Origin of the sequence: Brevibacillus panacihumi W25 (genome assembly GCF_000503775.1) — a bacterium.
GTDB lineage: Bacteria > Bacillota > Bacilli > Brevibacillales > Brevibacillaceae > Brevibacillus > Brevibacillus panacihumi_A.
On the sequence record NZ_KI629785.1, the window covers coordinates 493,409 to 508,954 of the forward strand.

General features: G+C 52.3%; 15 protein-coding genes. 5 read left to right on the plus strand and 10 right to left on the minus strand.

Going from position 1 to position 15,546, the window contains the following annotated elements; all coding sequences use genetic code 11:
* Positions 1-27: 27 nt before the first annotated feature.
* Positions 28-708 (minus strand): CPBP family intramembrane glutamic endopeptidase, encoded by a 681-nt coding sequence (locus T458_RS43300; protein ID WP_023557329.1) that lies wholly within the window; start codon positions 706-708, stop codon positions 28-30.
* Between the two features lie 181 nt (positions 709-889).
* Between T458_RS43300 and T458_RS43305 the strand changes: the two genes are divergently transcribed.
* Together T458_RS43305 and T458_RS43310 are read left to right on the plus strand one after the other, a co-directional pair.
* The gene (locus T458_RS43305; RefSeq protein ID WP_023557330.1) at positions 890-2,095 is read left to right on the plus strand and encodes an MFS transporter; all 1,206 of its coding nucleotides are present in this window, start codon (positions 890-892) and stop codon (positions 2,093-2,095) included.
* Positions 2,096-2,208: 113 nt separating this feature from the next.
* On the plus strand, positions 2,209-2,688 hold the full coding sequence (locus tag T458_RS43310; RefSeq protein ID WP_023557331.1) for a CcdC family protein: 480 nt from the start codon (positions 2,209-2,211) through the stop codon (positions 2,686-2,688).
* Positions 2,689-2,761: 73 nt separating this feature from the next.
* Here T458_RS43310 and T458_RS43315 read toward each other — a convergent pair whose 3' ends face one another.
* Positions 2,762-3,580 (minus strand): VOC family protein, encoded by an 819-nt coding sequence (locus tag T458_RS43315; RefSeq protein ID WP_023557332.1) that lies wholly within the window; start codon positions 3,578-3,580, stop codon positions 2,762-2,764.
* A gap of 116 nt (positions 3,581-3,696) precedes the next feature.
* Here T458_RS43315 and T458_RS43320 point away from each other — a divergent pair, with 116 nt between their 5' ends.
* Complete coding sequence (locus T458_RS43320) at positions 3,697-4,863, plus strand: CapA family protein (protein ID WP_023557333.1); 1,167 nt, start codon at positions 3,697-3,699, stop codon at positions 4,861-4,863.
* A 60-nt stretch (positions 4,864-4,923) separates the two neighbouring features.
* Here the strand turns inward: T458_RS43320 and glpK are convergent, their stop codons facing one another.
* Genes glpK through zwf form a run of 5 tightly spaced genes read right to left on the minus strand, consistent with a single transcriptional unit; the run spans position 4,924 to position 10,517 of the window.
* Positions 4,924-6,417 (minus strand): glycerol kinase GlpK, encoded by a 1,494-nt coding sequence (glpK, locus tag T458_RS43325; RefSeq protein ID WP_023557334.1) that lies wholly within the window; start codon positions 6,415-6,417, stop codon positions 4,924-4,926.
* A gap of 31 nt (positions 6,418-6,448) precedes the next feature.
* Entirely contained in the window at positions 6,449-7,066 is a 618-nt protein-coding gene (locus T458_RS43330; protein WP_023557335.1) for a cyclase family protein, read from the minus strand.
* Positions 7,063-8,082: a Gfo/Idh/MocA family protein gene (locus tag T458_RS43335; RefSeq protein WP_023557336.1), complete on the minus strand. Its 1,020-nt coding sequence runs from the start codon at positions 8,080-8,082 to the stop codon at positions 7,063-7,065. Before T458_RS43335 ends, T458_RS43330 begins: the two co-directional genes overlap by 4 nt.
* 39 nt (positions 8,083-8,121) lie before the next feature.
* Positions 8,122-9,018, minus strand: a complete 897-nt coding sequence (gene gnd / locus T458_RS43340) for a phosphogluconate dehydrogenase (NAD(+)-dependent, decarboxylating) (protein ID WP_023557337.1) — start codon at positions 9,016-9,018, stop codon at positions 8,122-8,124.
* A 29-nt stretch (positions 9,019-9,047) separates the two neighbouring features.
* A complete protein-coding gene (zwf, locus tag T458_RS43345) occupies positions 9,048-10,517 on the minus strand; it encodes a glucose-6-phosphate dehydrogenase (RefSeq protein ID WP_354702692.1) in 1,470 nt (489 codons plus the stop codon).
* A 478-nt stretch (positions 10,518-10,995) separates the two neighbouring features.
* Between zwf and T458_RS43350 the strand changes: the two genes are divergently transcribed.
* The gene (locus T458_RS43350) at positions 10,996-12,198 is read left to right on the plus strand and encodes a saccharopine dehydrogenase family protein (RefSeq protein ID WP_023557339.1); all 1,203 of its coding nucleotides are present in this window, start codon (positions 10,996-10,998) and stop codon (positions 12,196-12,198) included.
* Positions 12,199-12,271: 73 nt separating this feature from the next.
* Here T458_RS43350 and kynB read toward each other — a convergent pair whose 3' ends face one another.
* Complete coding sequence (gene kynB, locus T458_RS43355; protein WP_023557340.1) at positions 12,272-12,895, minus strand: arylformamidase; 624 nt, start codon at positions 12,893-12,895, stop codon at positions 12,272-12,274.
* A gap of 143 nt (positions 12,896-13,038) precedes the next feature.
* On the opposite strand from kynB, the gene T458_RS43360 reads away from it, so the two are divergent.
* The gene (locus T458_RS43360) at positions 13,039-13,683 is read left to right on the plus strand and encodes a TetR/AcrR family transcriptional regulator (protein WP_031305881.1); all 645 of its coding nucleotides are present in this window, start codon (positions 13,039-13,041) and stop codon (positions 13,681-13,683) included.
* A 7-nt stretch (positions 13,684-13,690) separates the two neighbouring features.
* Here T458_RS43360 and T458_RS43365 read toward each other — a convergent pair whose 3' ends face one another.
* Positions 13,691-14,170, minus strand: coding sequence for a hypothetical protein (locus T458_RS43365; protein ID WP_023557342.1), 480 nt, complete (start codon positions 14,168-14,170; stop codon positions 13,691-13,693).
* Positions 14,171-14,237: 67 nt separating this feature from the next.
* On the minus strand, positions 14,238-15,413 hold the full coding sequence (locus T458_RS43370; protein ID WP_023557343.1) for an AAA family ATPase: 1,176 nt from the start codon (positions 15,411-15,413) through the stop codon (positions 14,238-14,240).
* Positions 15,414-15,546 lie beyond the last annotated feature (133 nt).

A 15,546-nucleotide genomic window follows, 5' to 3' on the forward strand; every position in this document is an offset into this window, starting at 1 on the left:
TTCGGTTGGCATCGGCTTTTCGTCTTGTCAGAACACCCACAGGAGCACCCCTCCAACCAAGCCCGCATCCGCGAGCATATGACTGAACCACGTCGGATAGACGGAGGGAAACATCCCTTTCATCCAAGCCCATAATAGACCGACGATGAACACGACTCCCGTCAGAAGAACACCCCACCAGAACCCGAACAAAACGGCCGCGACAATCAGGTGGTAGAGAGAATAAAAGAAAGTTGATAACAAGATAGCTGCAAGACGGTTCATCCCCCGTAAAAAGCGTTGCAGGACAAACCCCCTCCATAGCAGTTCCTCCAGCAGAGAATTGACGACGGTGAGGTAGAGAGCAAACCACCCAATCCAGCGACGATCCAAACCCCAATGCTCCAATATTTTTCGGATGTGATCCGCACTGCCCGGTGATTGCAGCAACAGCCACATGCCCGCCATGGCCCCCACCATGAAGAGGATTCCCAATCCGAAACCATAGAGAGCGCCGCGCTTCTCGAACCTCCCCCAGGCTTGTTGCCAATGATCGCTTAATCTTCCTTCCCGCCATCCGTGAAAAAGCGGAATTCCGAGACAGACGAGCAGGTGAAAGCTGACAAAGGTCACGAACAGACTTTGGCGTTCCACCAAACCGTAGAAGATGGCAAGCGTGGCAGCAAACCCGTAGCCGATCAGCAACAAAAACGACCGTACTCGCAGCATCTTCAGCAAGCTCCTTTATCGCGTATTGGCCGTAAATCATATGTCCGATAGTTTACCCATTCCAAGGCAGCACCATGTTCTCGACTGCATGAATACGCTCAATGAGAATATACAAATATTTTGACAAGTGCTATACTGTATAAACTTGTTGGTAAAAATTATTTGATAAGGAGTGGGCCCCATGTTGTGGAAAAATCGTACCTTTCTGCTGTTGATGACAGGAGAAGTGGTCGCGGGCGCTGGCATATGGATTTTTATCCTCGCCAACCTGCAGTTTATGCAGGGCCTGATTCCTTCTGATACGCTGAAAGCATTTGTCCTCATGAGCGGATTGGCAGTCAGCATTCTTCTCTCCCCGAAGGCAGGCGTCATCATCGATACATACGACAAACGGAAAGTCCTGATTATTTCCAGCTGGGTGCGCTGTATCAGTCCGGTCTTGATGCTTCCGGCGATCGCTTACGATTCCTTGATCTGGATGATTATCGCCCTGATTGTCATGCAAAGCTCGGCAGCCTTTTATTTTCCCACGTTGCAATCATCCCTGCCCGCCATCCTGACCAAAGATGAATTACTAAAAGCAAATAGTGCTTATTTGAACATCTCGACGCTCTCTCGGATTTTCGGCACGGCTGCGGGCGGAATCCTAGTGGCTGCTTTTTCGTTGTCCCAGCTTTATTTGTTTTCGTTGGTCGCCTACGTCGTGTTGGCCGGAATCACCTTCTTCGTTCAGATTCCGCACGTACAGCAGAGCCAGCAAAGAGAAAAAATTGAATTTCGCGAAGTGTTGACGGCTAGCCGAAAAGATCCCGCTATTTTCGTCGGATTGATCAACAGCGGGCTGATCACCCTTTTCCTCGGCGGGGTCAATCTCATGATCCTGAATTTCAGCTCCATTCAAGGAGAGCCGCAGCTCATGGGCTGGATCTTTGCTGCTGAAGGGATCAGCATCCTGATCGGGGGGCTTTTGGCCAAACGCTGGATCGGTGGACGCAATCTGGTCTCCTCGTCCACCCTGATGCTGTTCTTCTTCGCTGTCTCGCAATTCGGCATGACCTTTGTGGACAATAAAGTGATGGTATTGGCTTCCTTTGCCTTTTTCGGCTTCATCGTCGCCTTCTTCTTCCCGGTGACGACCACCATCTTTCAAAAAAGGCTGCCGCAAAATCAGCACGGGCGCTTCTTTTCTTTCAAGAGCATGCTCGATCGCAGCTTTTTCTTTCTGGCGCTGGCCATTACAGGTGCCTCACTCGATTTGTTGGGCCTAAGCCTGTACCTGATCTGCCTCGCCACGGTAACCCTGTTCGCAGGCATTTTCACGTACATGTACAGTAAAAAGCACAAGCTGGACGTGAGAAGCAGTGATGAAAGTCCTGCCGCAGCCTGATTTCCCTATTATGGAAAGTGCAGTGTCTGCGGCCGGATGGATGCGGAACCTTTGTCTGAGTTTCCGGAATGGTGTACACTTACATCATCGTTAACCTACGGGAGGAAATTTTCATGGACACCTTTTCAACTTCTACCCTTGGGCTGCTGCTCCCGATCGCCATGGCCGCCTTCGTCATTATTTTGCGCATGAAACGCGCCAAGCGACCCGTAACTGCAAAAAGCATCATTCTGCCGCCATTTTTTATGGCAACAGGCTTTGCCATGTTTTTGTTCCCTGGCACGACGACAACTCCAGTTATCGACCTGACTGCCTTTCTGATCGGGATTGTGCTGTCCGTTCCCTTGATCATGACATCGCGATTTGAGGTGGTCGGTGAGGATATTTATCTGAAGCCATCCCGAGCTTTGTTCTTTATTCTCGGAGGTCTGCTTGTGATCCGCGTAATCATCAAGCTCGTCATCAACGATTCATTTACTCCCTTGCAAACGGCTGGGCTGTTTTTCCTGCTGGCATTCGGCATGCTGGCTACCTGGCGGGGAGCGATGTTGTACATGTATCGGCAGATCACCAAAAAACCGCTTCGCACGTAAACTTTCTGACCGCATAAAAAAGCAGGACCCGTGACCCTTGAGGCAAACGTCCTGCTTTCTTTAATGTGAAACGCTATCTGCTCACTGATTCAGTCATGTACATCCCGCCAAACAACTCATGCGAAGTCTTTTCGCAGGCTCCTTTCAAACGGACGAAAAACGGCCTTTCCCCTCTTGTGTCTAGCATGCGCCGTGTCAGTCCTGCCCCGGACGGTTCGCATAAAGTCACATTCCCGCCAGGCAAGAAAAAGCTTCGGCAATGCGCCTCCAGCTCAGCATCAAACACACGGGTACCTGCTTCCCAGCCAAACCAGCGGCTCCAGGTATCCGCCGCCTGCTCAAGATTCCGAACCGCATAACCGACCGAGTCGAGGTTTGTTGCTCCATTCGGGTGATTTCCGATCAGGCCGCGCTTGCTCAGCTCCTGGAAGCGCTCCTCATCCCCTTGTTCCCATTGGATAAAAAACGGCGGGTGCATCCCGCTTTCTGGATCGCGCGCAAACAGCATCTGCCAGCGTACAGTAGTCCCGTCCTCTCTCTGGCGGCTGCCTGGGACCGGACCTGTAACCTCCAGACCAGCAAGAGCCAATCGCTTGCTCCACTCCTGGATTTGCGTGGTGCGAAGGGCAAGCTGGCCGAAGCCCTCACCAGCCGGTTTTTCATCAACCAATTGGCGAATCAGTGGATTGTCCGACTTGTCTGCTATCTCTTCGACTTCGACAGCTAAACATTCGATATAGGAAAGTCCAAAGTAACTGACACTATTCCAAGTCCCCCATGAGGTGTGACGTCCACCTGGTGCAACATGATATCCCGCCTGCGCAAGTGAAAATCTCCCTTCCGCAGGGGGACGATGAAGAAAATGGACGAGATGATCAAAGGCGGCTTCCATCAGGCAAACTCCCTTCTCATTGGATCTGGCAGGCTGGCCGACTGGTTTTGCCAGCTTTCGATTTGCTATACTATAGAAATGTTTCACAATAGTCCTGGAAGATCAAGGGGGGTAGAATGAAACAGACGCGAACACAACGGGTGAAGGAACAGCGCAATAAAAAGCGCCGCATATGGATACAGATTAGTATGCGAACAATTCTTTTTTGCTTGCTCGCCGTACTGGCAGTCGGTGCCTATTCGTTCTTCAAAACCTTCTTTTCCGATCCGGACGAAGCTAGCCGATTTCCCGAGACCGTGCCTGACAGTGCAAGCCAGATGCCCGAACCTGCACCAGAACCACATATTCATCTGTCCTTTGTCGGTGATGTCATGATGGCAGGAAACGTCGAGAAGATGCTGATAGAGAAGGGTTTTGACTACCCCTACACAGAGGTAGCAAAATGGTTTGCCCAAGACGATATTACGATCGCCAACCTGGAAACACCCGTGACGACCAGAGGAACCCCGCCTGAAAACAAAGCATTTATCTACAAATCGCCGCCCGCCGCACTGCCTGCCCTCAAAGAAGCGGGCATTGACGTGGTCAACCTGGCCAATAATCATTCCATGGACCAGGGAGTAGAGGGGCTTCTCGACACGTTTTCTTTTTTGGATAAAAACCAGATCGCTTATATCGGAGCAGGAAAAGACATGGAGCGGGCTTATGCTCCTGTCATCGTCGAGAAAAACGGGATTCGGGTCGCTTTCCTTGGGTTCAGCCGCGTCATTCCTGACGTGAGCTGGTACGCCGGAAAAAACAAGCCGGGGATGGCTGCCACCTATGATCCCGCCCTTGCAGTCAAAGCGATTCAGGAAGCCCGCACCCAGGCCGATCTGGTCGTCGTCATCCCCCATTGGGGGGAGGAGCGCAAGGATAATCCCGTCGATCATCAGACGCAACTCGCACGAGCCTACATCGACGCTGGCGCTGACCTGGTCGTAGGCGGACATCCCCATGTCCTGCAAGGCTTCGAGACGTACAAGGATAAATGGATTGCATACAGCCTGGGCAATTTCGTCTTTACGCGCTCGACCGAGCCGCGTACCTGGGAGAGCATCATTTTGCAGGCAAGCTGCACGAAATCAGGGAATTGCGCGCTGAAGGCGATTCCGGTACATGCTGAACTGGCACGGGCTGTTCCGATGAATGATACAGACGGACAGATGTTGCTCAAGCGTCTGGAGTCCATCTCCCTCAATGCCAGGATTCATTCGGACGGCAGCGTATCAGCCAAGGACTAATCACCTCTACTGGTTCCCTCATGCCTGGCTGTCCTTCACCTTGATGGATAGCCAGGCTTTTTACACAAAGGCAATGGCTGCCTGCACGGCTTTTTGCCAGCCCGCATAAAGCCGTCCCCTGCTTTCCTCCCCCATCTCTACCGTAAATGAGCGATCCATCCGCCAGTTTTCGGCGATCTCCCGTCTATCCTTCCAGAAGCCTACAGCCAGACCAGCCAGATACGCTGCTCCCATTGCGGTCGTCTCATTCACCTGTGGACGATCGACAGGAACACCCAGCATATCGCTTTGAAACTGCATGAGGAAATTGTTGCTCACCGCACCGCCGTCTACCCGCAGCCTTTTCAACTGAATTCCCGAATCGGCCTCCATAGCATTCAATACGTCCTTGGTCTGATAGGCCAGGGCCTCTAGGGTAGCACGGACAAAATGCTCCTTGCTGGTTCCCCTCGTCAAGCCGAACACAGCCCCACGCACTTCACTGTTCCAATAAGGCGTTCCCAGCCCGACGAATGCCGGGACGACATAGACGCCATCGGTAGAGGACACACGCTCCGCATATCTCTCGCTCTCGGAGGAGGTTTTCAGCATGCGCAGTCCATCTCGCAGCCATTGAATCGCAGAGCCTGCGACGAAAATACTTCCCTCCAAGGCGTACTCCACCTCTTGCCCGATCCCCCAGGCGATCGTCGTCAGCAAGCCATGCTCGGAGCGAACTGCTTGCTTGCCTGTATTCATCAGCATGAAGCACCCTGTCCCGTAGGTGTTCTTGGCCATGCCTTGTTCAAAGCACGCCTGACCAAATAAAGCTGCCTGCTGGTCTCCAGCAGCCCCGCTAATCGGTACAGATGCGCCAAAGAACAGATTTTTATCCGTATAGGCGTATACTTCTGAGCTGGACCGTACCTCGGGAAGCATCTGTACAGGTACGTCGAGGATGGAGAGCAGTTCTTCGTCCCAGCGAAGGGAATGGATATCGTACATCAATGTACGCGATGCATTCGTACAGTCTGTGACGTGTGCCGCACCGCCTGACAGCTTCCAGATCAGCCAGGTGTCTATGGTGCCAAACAGCAGTTCCCCACGCTGTGCACGCTCCCTGGCCCCTTCTATATGATCCAAAATCCACTTCAGCTTGGTTCCGGAAAAATAAGCATCGATCAGCAAGCCTGTCTTGTCTCGAAAAAGCTGAGTCCATCCCTGCTGCTTCAACGTATCGCAAATCTCCGCCGTCTGTCGCGATTGCCAAACAATGGCGGGGGAGATCGGCATCCCGGTCTCTTTGTCCCAGACAAGTGTCGTCTCCCGCTGATTCGTAATGCCGATCGCGGCGACCTCATGGGCTGATATTTGCTGGTTAGCCAGCACTTCGCCGATGACACTAACCACGGAAGCCCAGATTTCCAGGCCATCCTGCTCCACCCAGCCCGGCTTCGGGAAATACTGCTTGAACTCTTTTTGAGCGATTCCGATGATCTTTCCTGCTTTATCGAACAAAATCGCCCGTGAGCTCGTGGTTCCCTGATCAATCGCAAGCACGTACTGCTGTTCCATGATTGATTTTCCCTGCCTTTCCTCCTCGTCGCTATAACAGTCCTTCAAACAACAAAACGCGGGCCGGCGCAGCATCAGTCCCGATCAGCTTCAGCGGCGCTGCGACCATGAAGTACCTCGCCTCTGCCACTTCTTTTAGGCGAAGGCCCTCGATCACAATCATTCCAGCCGAGAACAAGATCTTGTGAGTGGGATGCCCCTCTTGATTGCGCTCAATCCCGAGCGCATCTGTCCCGACGCCCCTAACGCCCAACTCTGCCAGATACTCTGCGCCGTCCTGGGCTAGATAGATAAACGAAAAGGAAAACTCGTCGCTGTACGAATTTTTTGTCTTAAACAGCAGGAAGTCCCCTTTTTCAATCTCAAAACGCTCCAAATCCTGCCTCGTGATTCGGTCTGCTACTGCTGTCAGATCCAGCACCTTGCAGCCCCCGACCAGCTTTTCCATCGGGATGGACTCCATCGTCTCTCCATCCACGACCATATGGAGCGGCGCATCGACATGCGTCCCTGTATGTACATCCAGCTCGATCCTGGATTCTGTGACGTAGCCGTTGGTCTGCGGCTTGATTCTTGGCTGTTTTTCCGTTTTGTTTTTGTAGACAGTCATCCCCTCGTAGATCGCACCTGTAACATCGTACATTTTCATGTTCCCGTCTCCTCCTCCTGTTTACCCCAATCTGCGTGCGCATCAGCCGGAAAGCGCAATCCGATCTGTCTGCGCGCTTCGTCCATGATCTGCATCGCCATAAGAGAGTTTTGATGAGAGTTGGTCGCCGATTCTCTTTTTCCGTTCTGGATCAACTCCATGAATTCACGAATTTCATATTGCATGAGGTGGGGGGTTTGCGGCACTGTGAGGTCCTCGACACGTCCATCGCGGTAGCGTATCTCCACCTTTTGCGGGCGATTGATCTTATCGATGACCATCGTGGCGTCCTCGCCTTGGATTTCGGCAGGCAGAAAAGAGGTAGTGATCTTGGAGTACATAACTGCTGCTTCACAGTCCGGGTAACGCATGAGGATACTCCCCTGTCCGTCTACACCTGAGTCAAGCATGACTGCTTCAGCCTGAATGCGCTGGGGTTTGCCCAACAGGACAACGAGCGGGTACACGCAGTATATGCCAATGTCCATCAGCGCTCCGTTGGAAAAGGCCGGGTTGAAGGCATTGGGCATCTGCCCTGCCTTGTAGGCGTCATAACGGGAGGAATACTGCCCGTTGCTTGCGACATAGCGGCGAATCGGCCCCAATTTGTGCAGATTGCCCTGAATCGCCCGGAAATTGGGAGCAAGCGTAGATTTGACGGCCTCCATCAAAAGGACCTCATGCCTGCGTGCAGCCTGAATCATCTGCAAGACTTCTGCGGCGTTGGAGGCCAGCGGCTTTTCACAAAGGACATGCATGCCATGCTCCATGCAGACCAATGCTTGCGAGGCGTGAAATGAATTGGGACTGGCAATATAGACCGCATCGATCCGCTTGCTTTTGACCATGTCTTCGAGGTCCGTAAACCAATACGGAATCCCCTGCCTAGCAGCAAATTCTCGAGCTCTTTCTTCCGTTCGCGAATAGACGGCCTCCAGCGAGAAGCCATCCACTTCCCTGCCGGATCGAATGAATTCCTCGGTAATCCAGTTGGTTCCGATCACGCCAAAACGCACGAGTTCTGCCCTCCTTGTGAAAAGACGCTTTCCTCTATTTTATTCGTTTTTTTCCACGGCATGTCCTCCAAACTGATTGCGAAGGGCGGCAACCACTTTACCAGAAAAAGTATCCGCCTCCAGCGAGCGGTAGCGCATCAAAAGAGACATGGCAATCACCGGTGTGGCTGCCTGCAGGTCGAGTGCCGTCTCCAATGTCCATTTGCCCTCCCCGGAGGAGTGCATGATTCCTCTGATCTCATCCAGACGGGCATCCTGGGCAAAAGCCTGTTCAGTCAGTTCCATCAGCCAGGAGCGAATGACGGAGCCGTGGTTCCACACTCCTGCCACCTTCGCAAAGTCGTAATCGAACTCGCTTTTGGCCAAGACCTCAAACCCTTCCCCGATCGCTGCCATCATGCCGTACTCGATGCCGTTATGAATCATCTTGAGAAAATGCCCGCTGCCCGATTTGCCTGTGTACAGATAGCCGTTCTCCACCGCTGTATCGCGGAATAGTCGTTCGACCTGACTCCACGCCCGCGGATCTCCGCCTACCATATAGCAAGCCCCATGTCTGGCTCCGCTAATCCCGCCAGATGTCCCTGCGTCCAGATAAAAGATCCCGTGCTCCTCCATCTGCGCTGCACGTCGGATGGAATCCTTGTAATGCGAATTGCCTGCTTCGACGACGATATCTCCTGCAGCGAGCAACGGAGTCAGATCCTCCAATACGCCGTCTACGTGCTCATGCGGAACCATCAGCCAGACTACGCGTGGCGTATCCAATGACTGGACCAGTTCCGCAAGGCTATTTGCCCCGGTTGCTCCTGCGCCACTGATTTCTCTTACCGCATCTGCATTCACGTCGAAGGCGGTTACCTCATGTCCGCGCTCCAGCAATTGCAGCCCCAGATTCAGACCCATTTTTCCCAAACCGATCAACCCGACCTTCATTGTCAACGCCCTCCATTTTCCTCCATTTTTTACCTTGCATGCACAGGTGTCAATAAAGGCTCGTCCTCAGGGTCCAGCCACCAGGTAAAGCCGTCCTCCTCCAATAAACGGTTTGCTGCATCCGGGCCGTTCGTACCTGCCGGGTAGTGATGCAGCGGCACGCGATTTTCAGCAAATGCCGCGAGAATCGGCTCCACCCAACGCCACGCAAGCTCCACTTCCTCCCAGTGGGCAAAATGCGTCCGATCCCCCCGCATCGCTTCAGCCAGCAGCATCTCGTAGGATTCGGGCAGATGCTTCTGATTAGGGACATACGCCATTTCGACAGGCTCGAGCTGCCCGGGCATGCCAGGAGCATGCAGATTCAATCGCAAGGTCATTCCTTGATTCGGCGAGACGTGAATCACGACCAGATTCGGCAGCTCTGCTTCCTCCGAACTTTTGCACTGAACTACGATCCGGGTCGACTTTTCATTCATTCGCTTGCCGGTTCGAAGGTAAAAAGGCACCCCTTGCCAGCGGGGCAGATCAATGAATAGGCGGGCAGCGACGAAGGTATCGGTCATTGACCTTGGCGCTACACCTGCTTCGTCCCGGTATGCGCAAACAGGGGTTCCGTCTATCGATCCGTTGCTGTATTGCCCGCGAACAACGTGCAGTCTGACATCCTCCTGGCCAAGTGGACGCATGGCTTCTATCACGCTTCGCTTCTCGGCGCGTACCTCCTCCGCAGTCATCCGCCCAGGTACGTGCATCGCGGTCATTATGGCCAACTGCAGCAAATGATTTTGCAACATATCTCGAATCGCCCCGGTTTGATCATAGTAAGCAGAGCGTTCCTCCACCCCGATCGTCTCGCTGGCGGTAATTTGCACATTGGCGATGTAGGGACTGTTCCAGACCGCATGGATGATCGGATTCACTGATTTCAGCGTTCCCAAGCTCTGAACCATCGGCTTGCCCAGATAATGATCGATGCGGTAGATTTCCTCCTCGGCAAACACCTCACCCAGCTTGCGATTCAGGTCACGTGCAGACGCCAGGTCTGAACCAAACGGTTTTTCGATCATCAGCCGTCTCCAGCCATTCGTCTGACTTAGTCCGCTGCTTTGCAGATTCCCGGCTATTCCTGCAAACAAATCGGGTGAAACAGACAAATAGAAGAGGCGATTATCACCGATCAGCCGTTCGCCCTCCCCGCTTCGTACATATTGGTGCAAATTCAAATAGGCTTGCGGCTGCCTAACATCCATCTCGTAATACTCGACCCTTTGCAAAAAGGCAGGAAGCCTGGAGAAATCAGCTGACCGATCCTGGCAAAAATCAAGCAGTGACTTCTCTACGCGGGATCGGAACCGCGACTGGCTCCAAGCTCTCCTGCCGATTGCGACAATCCAAAAAGGCTCAGGAAGCTTCTGGTCCAGAAACATGCGAAACAAGGCAGGGAATAGTTTGCGGGCTGCCAAATCACCTGTCGCGCCAAATAACAGCATGGTCATCGAATCCAATTTTGATTGCCCCTCCTTGTCATCATCACGAACAAGCTAACACCGTTATTATTAGGCAAATACCCGGTTTCATCAAGTAGCACCACCTGCGAAGCTGTGGTCCTTTTTTGAAAGGGAAGAGGATTTTTTTGACTTATTCGTGAACCATATAGGAGAGCAGGCAAAATAATTACCTAAGCGATTGTCAGAAAAGTCTGCCATCCGTCATTTCAGGCTTGCTCTCCTGGCATGGGACGTTGCGGGAGTCTCATACCATATAAGGGGAAGGCAATGGCTACTGAGAGGAGGTGCCCTTTCTCTCCACTACCGTGAAACTTGATTGAAGGAGGTTTTTGTCTTGAGACTTCGTCCGCGTGAACCCATTGACGTCGTCATGTATGTATCGACTTGTATCGCTGATCAGGATTGGCATTTGCAAAAATGGTTGTTTCGAATGCGAAGATAGTTCAAACCATGGGAGGAGGACTCTATGCGAGTCGCGATAGTAGGCGTTGGAGGAGTAGGACAAGTAAGTGCGTGTGAACTGGTAAAATCACAGTATTTGACCAAGCTGGTATTGGCGGATATTTCCATAGCCCCTGCTGAGGAATTGGCCGCAGAACTGCGCCGTGAGACCGACGTAGAAATTCAGGTAAAACGGGTGGATGCAAGAGACGTATCCAGTGTGCAGGCCATCTTGGACGATATTGATGTCTTGCTGCATATCGGTTTGCCGGAAAATAACTTTGAAGTGATGAAAGCGTGCCTGAATACAAGAACGCATTATATCGATACCGCTTCTTCGGGACCGCAATGGCTCCGCAAGCAGCTTGCCTGGAACGATAAATTCCGTGCTGCCGGAATCCTCGGCATCATGGGCTTGGGTTGTGACCCTGGTTTTTCCAATATTGCCGCGCGCTACGCCGTCGATCAACTGGACGAGGTAGACGCGATCCTGATCCGTGACGGCGATAATTCAGTCGTTGATTACGATGGTTTTTGCTCCTATTTCAGCCCGCAGACCGCTATCCAAGAATGCCTGGCCAAACCCAATTACTGGACGGCGGATAAAGGTGAGCAGTATCTCCCGACCCCTTTTGCCAACAAGGAGGAGTTTGAGTTCCCTGAACCAATCGGCTGGCTCGACTGCTACAATGTCGAGCATGAGGAAGCGACCACGCTGGGTGAAACGATTGGCAGGGCGAAAGGCTGCAAATACGTCGACTTCAAATACGCCTTGCATCCCGATTTTGTCAATACGCTTAAGGTCTTGAGCTATTTAGGCCTGGACAGCGACGAGGAAATCGAGGTCAAAGGCGTAAAGGTGGCCCCTCGCGATGTCGTCGTCACCACGATGCCCAAACCGGTTGATCTGGCTGGCAAAATCCATGGCTACTCGAGCGTGGGTGCCTTGGTCAAGGGCAAGAAAAATAACAAACGTAAAGAAGTTTACGTCTACACCATAGCCAATCATGACGAGGTGTTTTACAAAACCGAATTTCAAGCAACGATCTGGCAGACTGGAATTCCTCCCGTCGTTGCCGTCGACATGATTGCGGAGGGGTTGTTACAAACGACAGGCTGCATTCCACCGGAGTTGATTGACCCAATCCCCTTTTTGGAACGGCTGAAAGCTCGCGGTATGGCTTTTGGTGTCATCGAGAAGACATCCCCTCTCTCGCAAGGCACGTAGCACGTAACTTGAGATAAAGAAAACCGTTCACCCTGATGTTTGGGGCGAACGGTTTTTTCACATGCTGTTACTTCTATTTTCGCAGCACCGCTCGTACAGGACTGCCATCCGCATCGGCGAGAGGCAGCGGCAGTGCGATCAACTCATAGTCGCCCGGCTCGACATGATCCAGGAGCAGACCCTCCAAAATATGGATGTCGTGCTGGTGCAAACCGTGATGAGCAAGCAATTCCTTGCTGTCCAACGGATCGACCGATGGCACATCTACCCCGATCAGTCGGATTCCTTTTTCAGCCAGAAAGGCAGGCAGATCAGGACGCAGATAGCAGATCTCCTCTGGAAAGTGCTTTGGGTCACTCCAGGAGCCTGTACGAATCAACAAGCGACTGACGCCTTCCAAATCCAAATGGGCGAGATCTTCTGCCCCGATGCTGGGTTTGTCCAACAGTTCCACGACCCGAGCCATCCCGACGTACAGGTCGATGTCCAGATGGAGCATCCTTCTCCCGTCGTCATCGAAGTGAAAAGGGGCATCCACATGTGTTCCGGTATGTATACTCATGGTCAGCTTTCCTACATTGACAGAGCCGCTTGATGATTTTGGCCAGTTCACTTCATAGGTAAAAGGCGTATCACCCGGCCATGTCGGTGTCCCTGCCACCAGCGGGCGTGATATATCCAGCAATTTCGCACACATACGAATTTCCCTCCCCTTCCACTACGCTTCTTTTCCACAGATTACAGAATAGTGGAACCAGCGTCAACATTCACGCGAATAATCGGGTTCTCTCTTTTCATTTGTGACCATTCCCTGTATCGTAAGAACATAGAAAGGGGACGATGGAAGTGGAACAGAGCCATTCCCAGACTGATGGTCGCCACCTCAGATCGCAGCAGACACGGCAAAAGCTATTGGAAGCTGCACGACAAATTTTTCTCGAAGAAGGCTTTCAAAAAACAACAATCTCGCAAATCATCAAGCGTGCCAATACCGGCTATGGGACAGCTTATGTCCATTTCAGCGGAAAAGATGATTTTTTGATCGTTCTCATGGAAGATGTCATGGCTGCCTTTTACGCGATCGCGGAATTGCCTTTCTTTCCCCAGACGCGGGAAGAGGCCCACGAGATGATCCTGCATCAAACCACGACCTTTTTGAATCTGGCGGTATCCGAACGCAAAATGCTTCAGCTGTTTTCCGAAGCGATGGGAGCTTTCCCCACCGTCCAGCAAAAATGGGAGGAGATCCGGGAGCAGTTCGTCCAGCGAATCGCCCAGGATATTTGCCATGCCCAGCGTCAAGGCTTGGCCCGAGCAGAAGTAAACCCCGAGCTTGTCGCCCGGGGCTGGTTCTACTCGCATGAAATGTATTTGTGGGACATCGCGAAAAACAAAAACCAAGCTACGTTAGACGAGATCGCCAGTACCCTCGTCGCGATATATACCGGCGGACTATACGAGCCTCCCCCTGCATCGTTCGGGTAAAACGGGTTTAGAGCTGGATTCCGTAGCCTTGGGCCAATTGCTTCATGCTCTCTTTACTTTCTTTCACCAGGGTCCTGGCCTCTTCCAGCTTCTCGCGGGCAGTGGTCAGGCCTGCCTTGTCCTTGTCCTTGAGCGCAGTGACGATCAGTTGAAATGCCGCTTGCTGGGCGCGGGTCGCAGCCATGTATTTTTCATGGACCTCCTGTACATCCTTGGTCGCAGGCTTGATCTTCTCCAGTTCCTGCACAAACGCCTCATAACGCGGCAATACCTGATCGTTCAATCCCTGGTACAAGGCCTGCGGGTCCTTCAGGGTTTGTGACATGCTGCTAAACTGGGTCATAATCTCCTGCTCCAGGGAGGCTACCTTGGGCAATTCATCTTTAAAGTATTGGTTCGCGTCTTCCTCGACTGGATCGCTGCTGCAGCCAGCCAGCAAAAAAATGGCCGACAGAACAATGAGCATCCATGCTTTTGTTTTTGTCATGATTTTCTCCTTCCCAACAACTGCTGCAAATAGAGTACCACAATTTGTACAATCGTGGATTAGTAAGTTACAACCGATTTTGGTGGAGAAGATAGGATTCCGCTTCCTTGTATAGGCCTTCTTGATCAGCGTATTTCAGATAGCTTTTCATCGTCCGCAGCCACTCGACAGTCGTAGAGCGGGTCGCAGCGATCGATTCGCGCAAATCACTCATCTGGATCGGGCGTTCGATGCCCTGCGTCAGCAAATCATGCAGGACCTGCTCCGTCGCCAATTCTACTACATACTCGATATCCGCAGCCGAATAAAAGGAGGTCCAGGCGGCAAGCTGCGCGAAATTAAGCGGTTCCGATGGACGGCCGGACAATTTTTGGCGAAAAATGGCTTCGCGGGCTTCCAGATCTGGTGGACCGACAAATATCTGCTTGTCAAATCGTCGATGACAGGACGGATCGACGTCCCAAGGCATGCTGGTAGCCGCGACGATCAGCATTTTTTCGGGGCTGCATTTGATCTGATCCATCTCCCATAGCAATTGGTCGGTCACTCTGCGCAAGAGCAGGGAGGAAGCTTTTCCTCTGTTGTTGCTCAGCGCGTCCAGTTCATCCAGGAAGAGAAGGGTCGGTTTTTGCGCCCGCGCCCGAGCAAATAAGTCTTTGATCTGTTCTTCATCGACTCCCTGATAGGGTGAAAGACTATCTGCCAGAGAGAGTGGCAAAAAATGCGCCTCGCATTCTCCGGCGATTGCCTTCGCCAAGGTGTTCTTGCCGCACCCGGGCGGCCCATATAGGAGGACGCTATCACCATAACCCTTTTTGCGAAAGATCCCGGCTGCCCCTGGCGTAACAAATGGTTGGACAATCTTCTGCTGTACCTCATCCTTGATCGTCGTCATTCCCCCAATGTCAGCCAGCGTCATCGGTCGTTGCTTCGTCGCTTCACTGGTACCCTCTTCGTCCGATTGACCTCTCTGCGTCAAGAGCATGGGAACCGATTCATAGGCAAGGAAAAAATCCGTATCCTCAATCGCCTTTTTGAGCGGAGATTCTTGCTGATATGGATTTCCCTCTTTCACGATCATATGTCTGATCTCTTCATCCCCGAGTGTCAATGCCTGGGTAAAGGCATGCAACGCTTCATTGCGCTCCCCCATCTCTGCATATTCCAGTCCAAGCAGATACCAAGTCAATGCATTCGTCTCGTCTCGAGTCAGCATCGCTTTCAATATCTCTATCTTTGTCATTGGTTTCTCCCCTGAAAACGATAATAAGCACATAGCATCATCTTATTATAATGCATATGGCCTACGAGAAGAATATGGGAATAGGAAGAAGGATTGGAAGCAAATAAAACCACCTGCCCCATTTGGGAAGCAG

Excerpts from the sequence above, each read along its gene's own strand:
- T458_RS43300 (WP_023557329.1), bottom strand. The coding sequence starts at position 708 with ATGCTGCGAGTACGGTCGTTTTTGTTGCTGATCGGCTACGGGTTTGCT.
- T458_RS43305 (WP_023557330.1), top strand. The coding sequence starts at position 890 with ATGTTGTGGAAAAATCGTACCTTTCTGCTGTTGATGACAGGAGAAGTG.
- T458_RS43310 (WP_023557331.1), top strand. The coding sequence starts at position 2,209 with ATGGACACCTTTTCAACTTCTACCCTTGGGCTGCTGCTCCCGATCGCC.
- T458_RS43315 (WP_023557332.1), bottom strand. The coding sequence starts at position 3,580 with ATGGAAGCCGCCTTTGATCATCTCGTCCATTTTCTTCATCGTCCCCCT.
- T458_RS43320 (WP_023557333.1), top strand. The coding sequence starts at position 3,697 with ATGAAACAGACGCGAACACAACGGGTGAAGGAACAGCGCAATAAAAAG.
- glpK (WP_023557334.1), bottom strand. The coding sequence starts at position 6,417 with ATGGAACAGCAGTACGTGCTTGCGATTGATCAGGGAACCACGAGCTCA.
- T458_RS43330 (WP_023557335.1), bottom strand. The coding sequence starts at position 7,066 with ATGAAAATGTACGATGTTACAGGTGCGATCTACGAGGGGATGACTGTC.
- gnd (WP_023557337.1), bottom strand. The coding sequence starts at position 9,018 with ATGAAGGTCGGGTTGATCGGTTTGGGAAAAATGGGTCTGAATCTGGGG.
- zwf (WP_354702692.1), bottom strand. The coding sequence starts at position 10,517 with ATGACCATGCTGTTATTTGGCGCGACAGGTGATTTGGCAGCCCGCAAA.
- T458_RS43350 (WP_023557339.1), top strand. The coding sequence starts at position 10,996 with ATGCGAGTCGCGATAGTAGGCGTTGGAGGAGTAGGACAAGTAAGTGCG.
- kynB (WP_023557340.1), bottom strand. The coding sequence starts at position 12,895 with ATGTGTGCGAAATTGCTGGATATATCACGCCCGCTGGTGGCAGGGACA.
- T458_RS43360 (WP_031305881.1), top strand. The coding sequence starts at position 13,039 with ATGGAAGTGGAACAGAGCCATTCCCAGACTGATGGTCGCCACCTCAGA.
- T458_RS43365 (WP_023557342.1), bottom strand. The coding sequence starts at position 14,170 with ATGACAAAAACAAAAGCATGGATGCTCATTGTTCTGTCGGCCATTTTT.
- T458_RS43370 (WP_023557343.1), bottom strand. The coding sequence starts at position 15,413 with ATGACAAAGATAGAGATATTGAAAGCGATGCTGACTCGAGACGAGACG.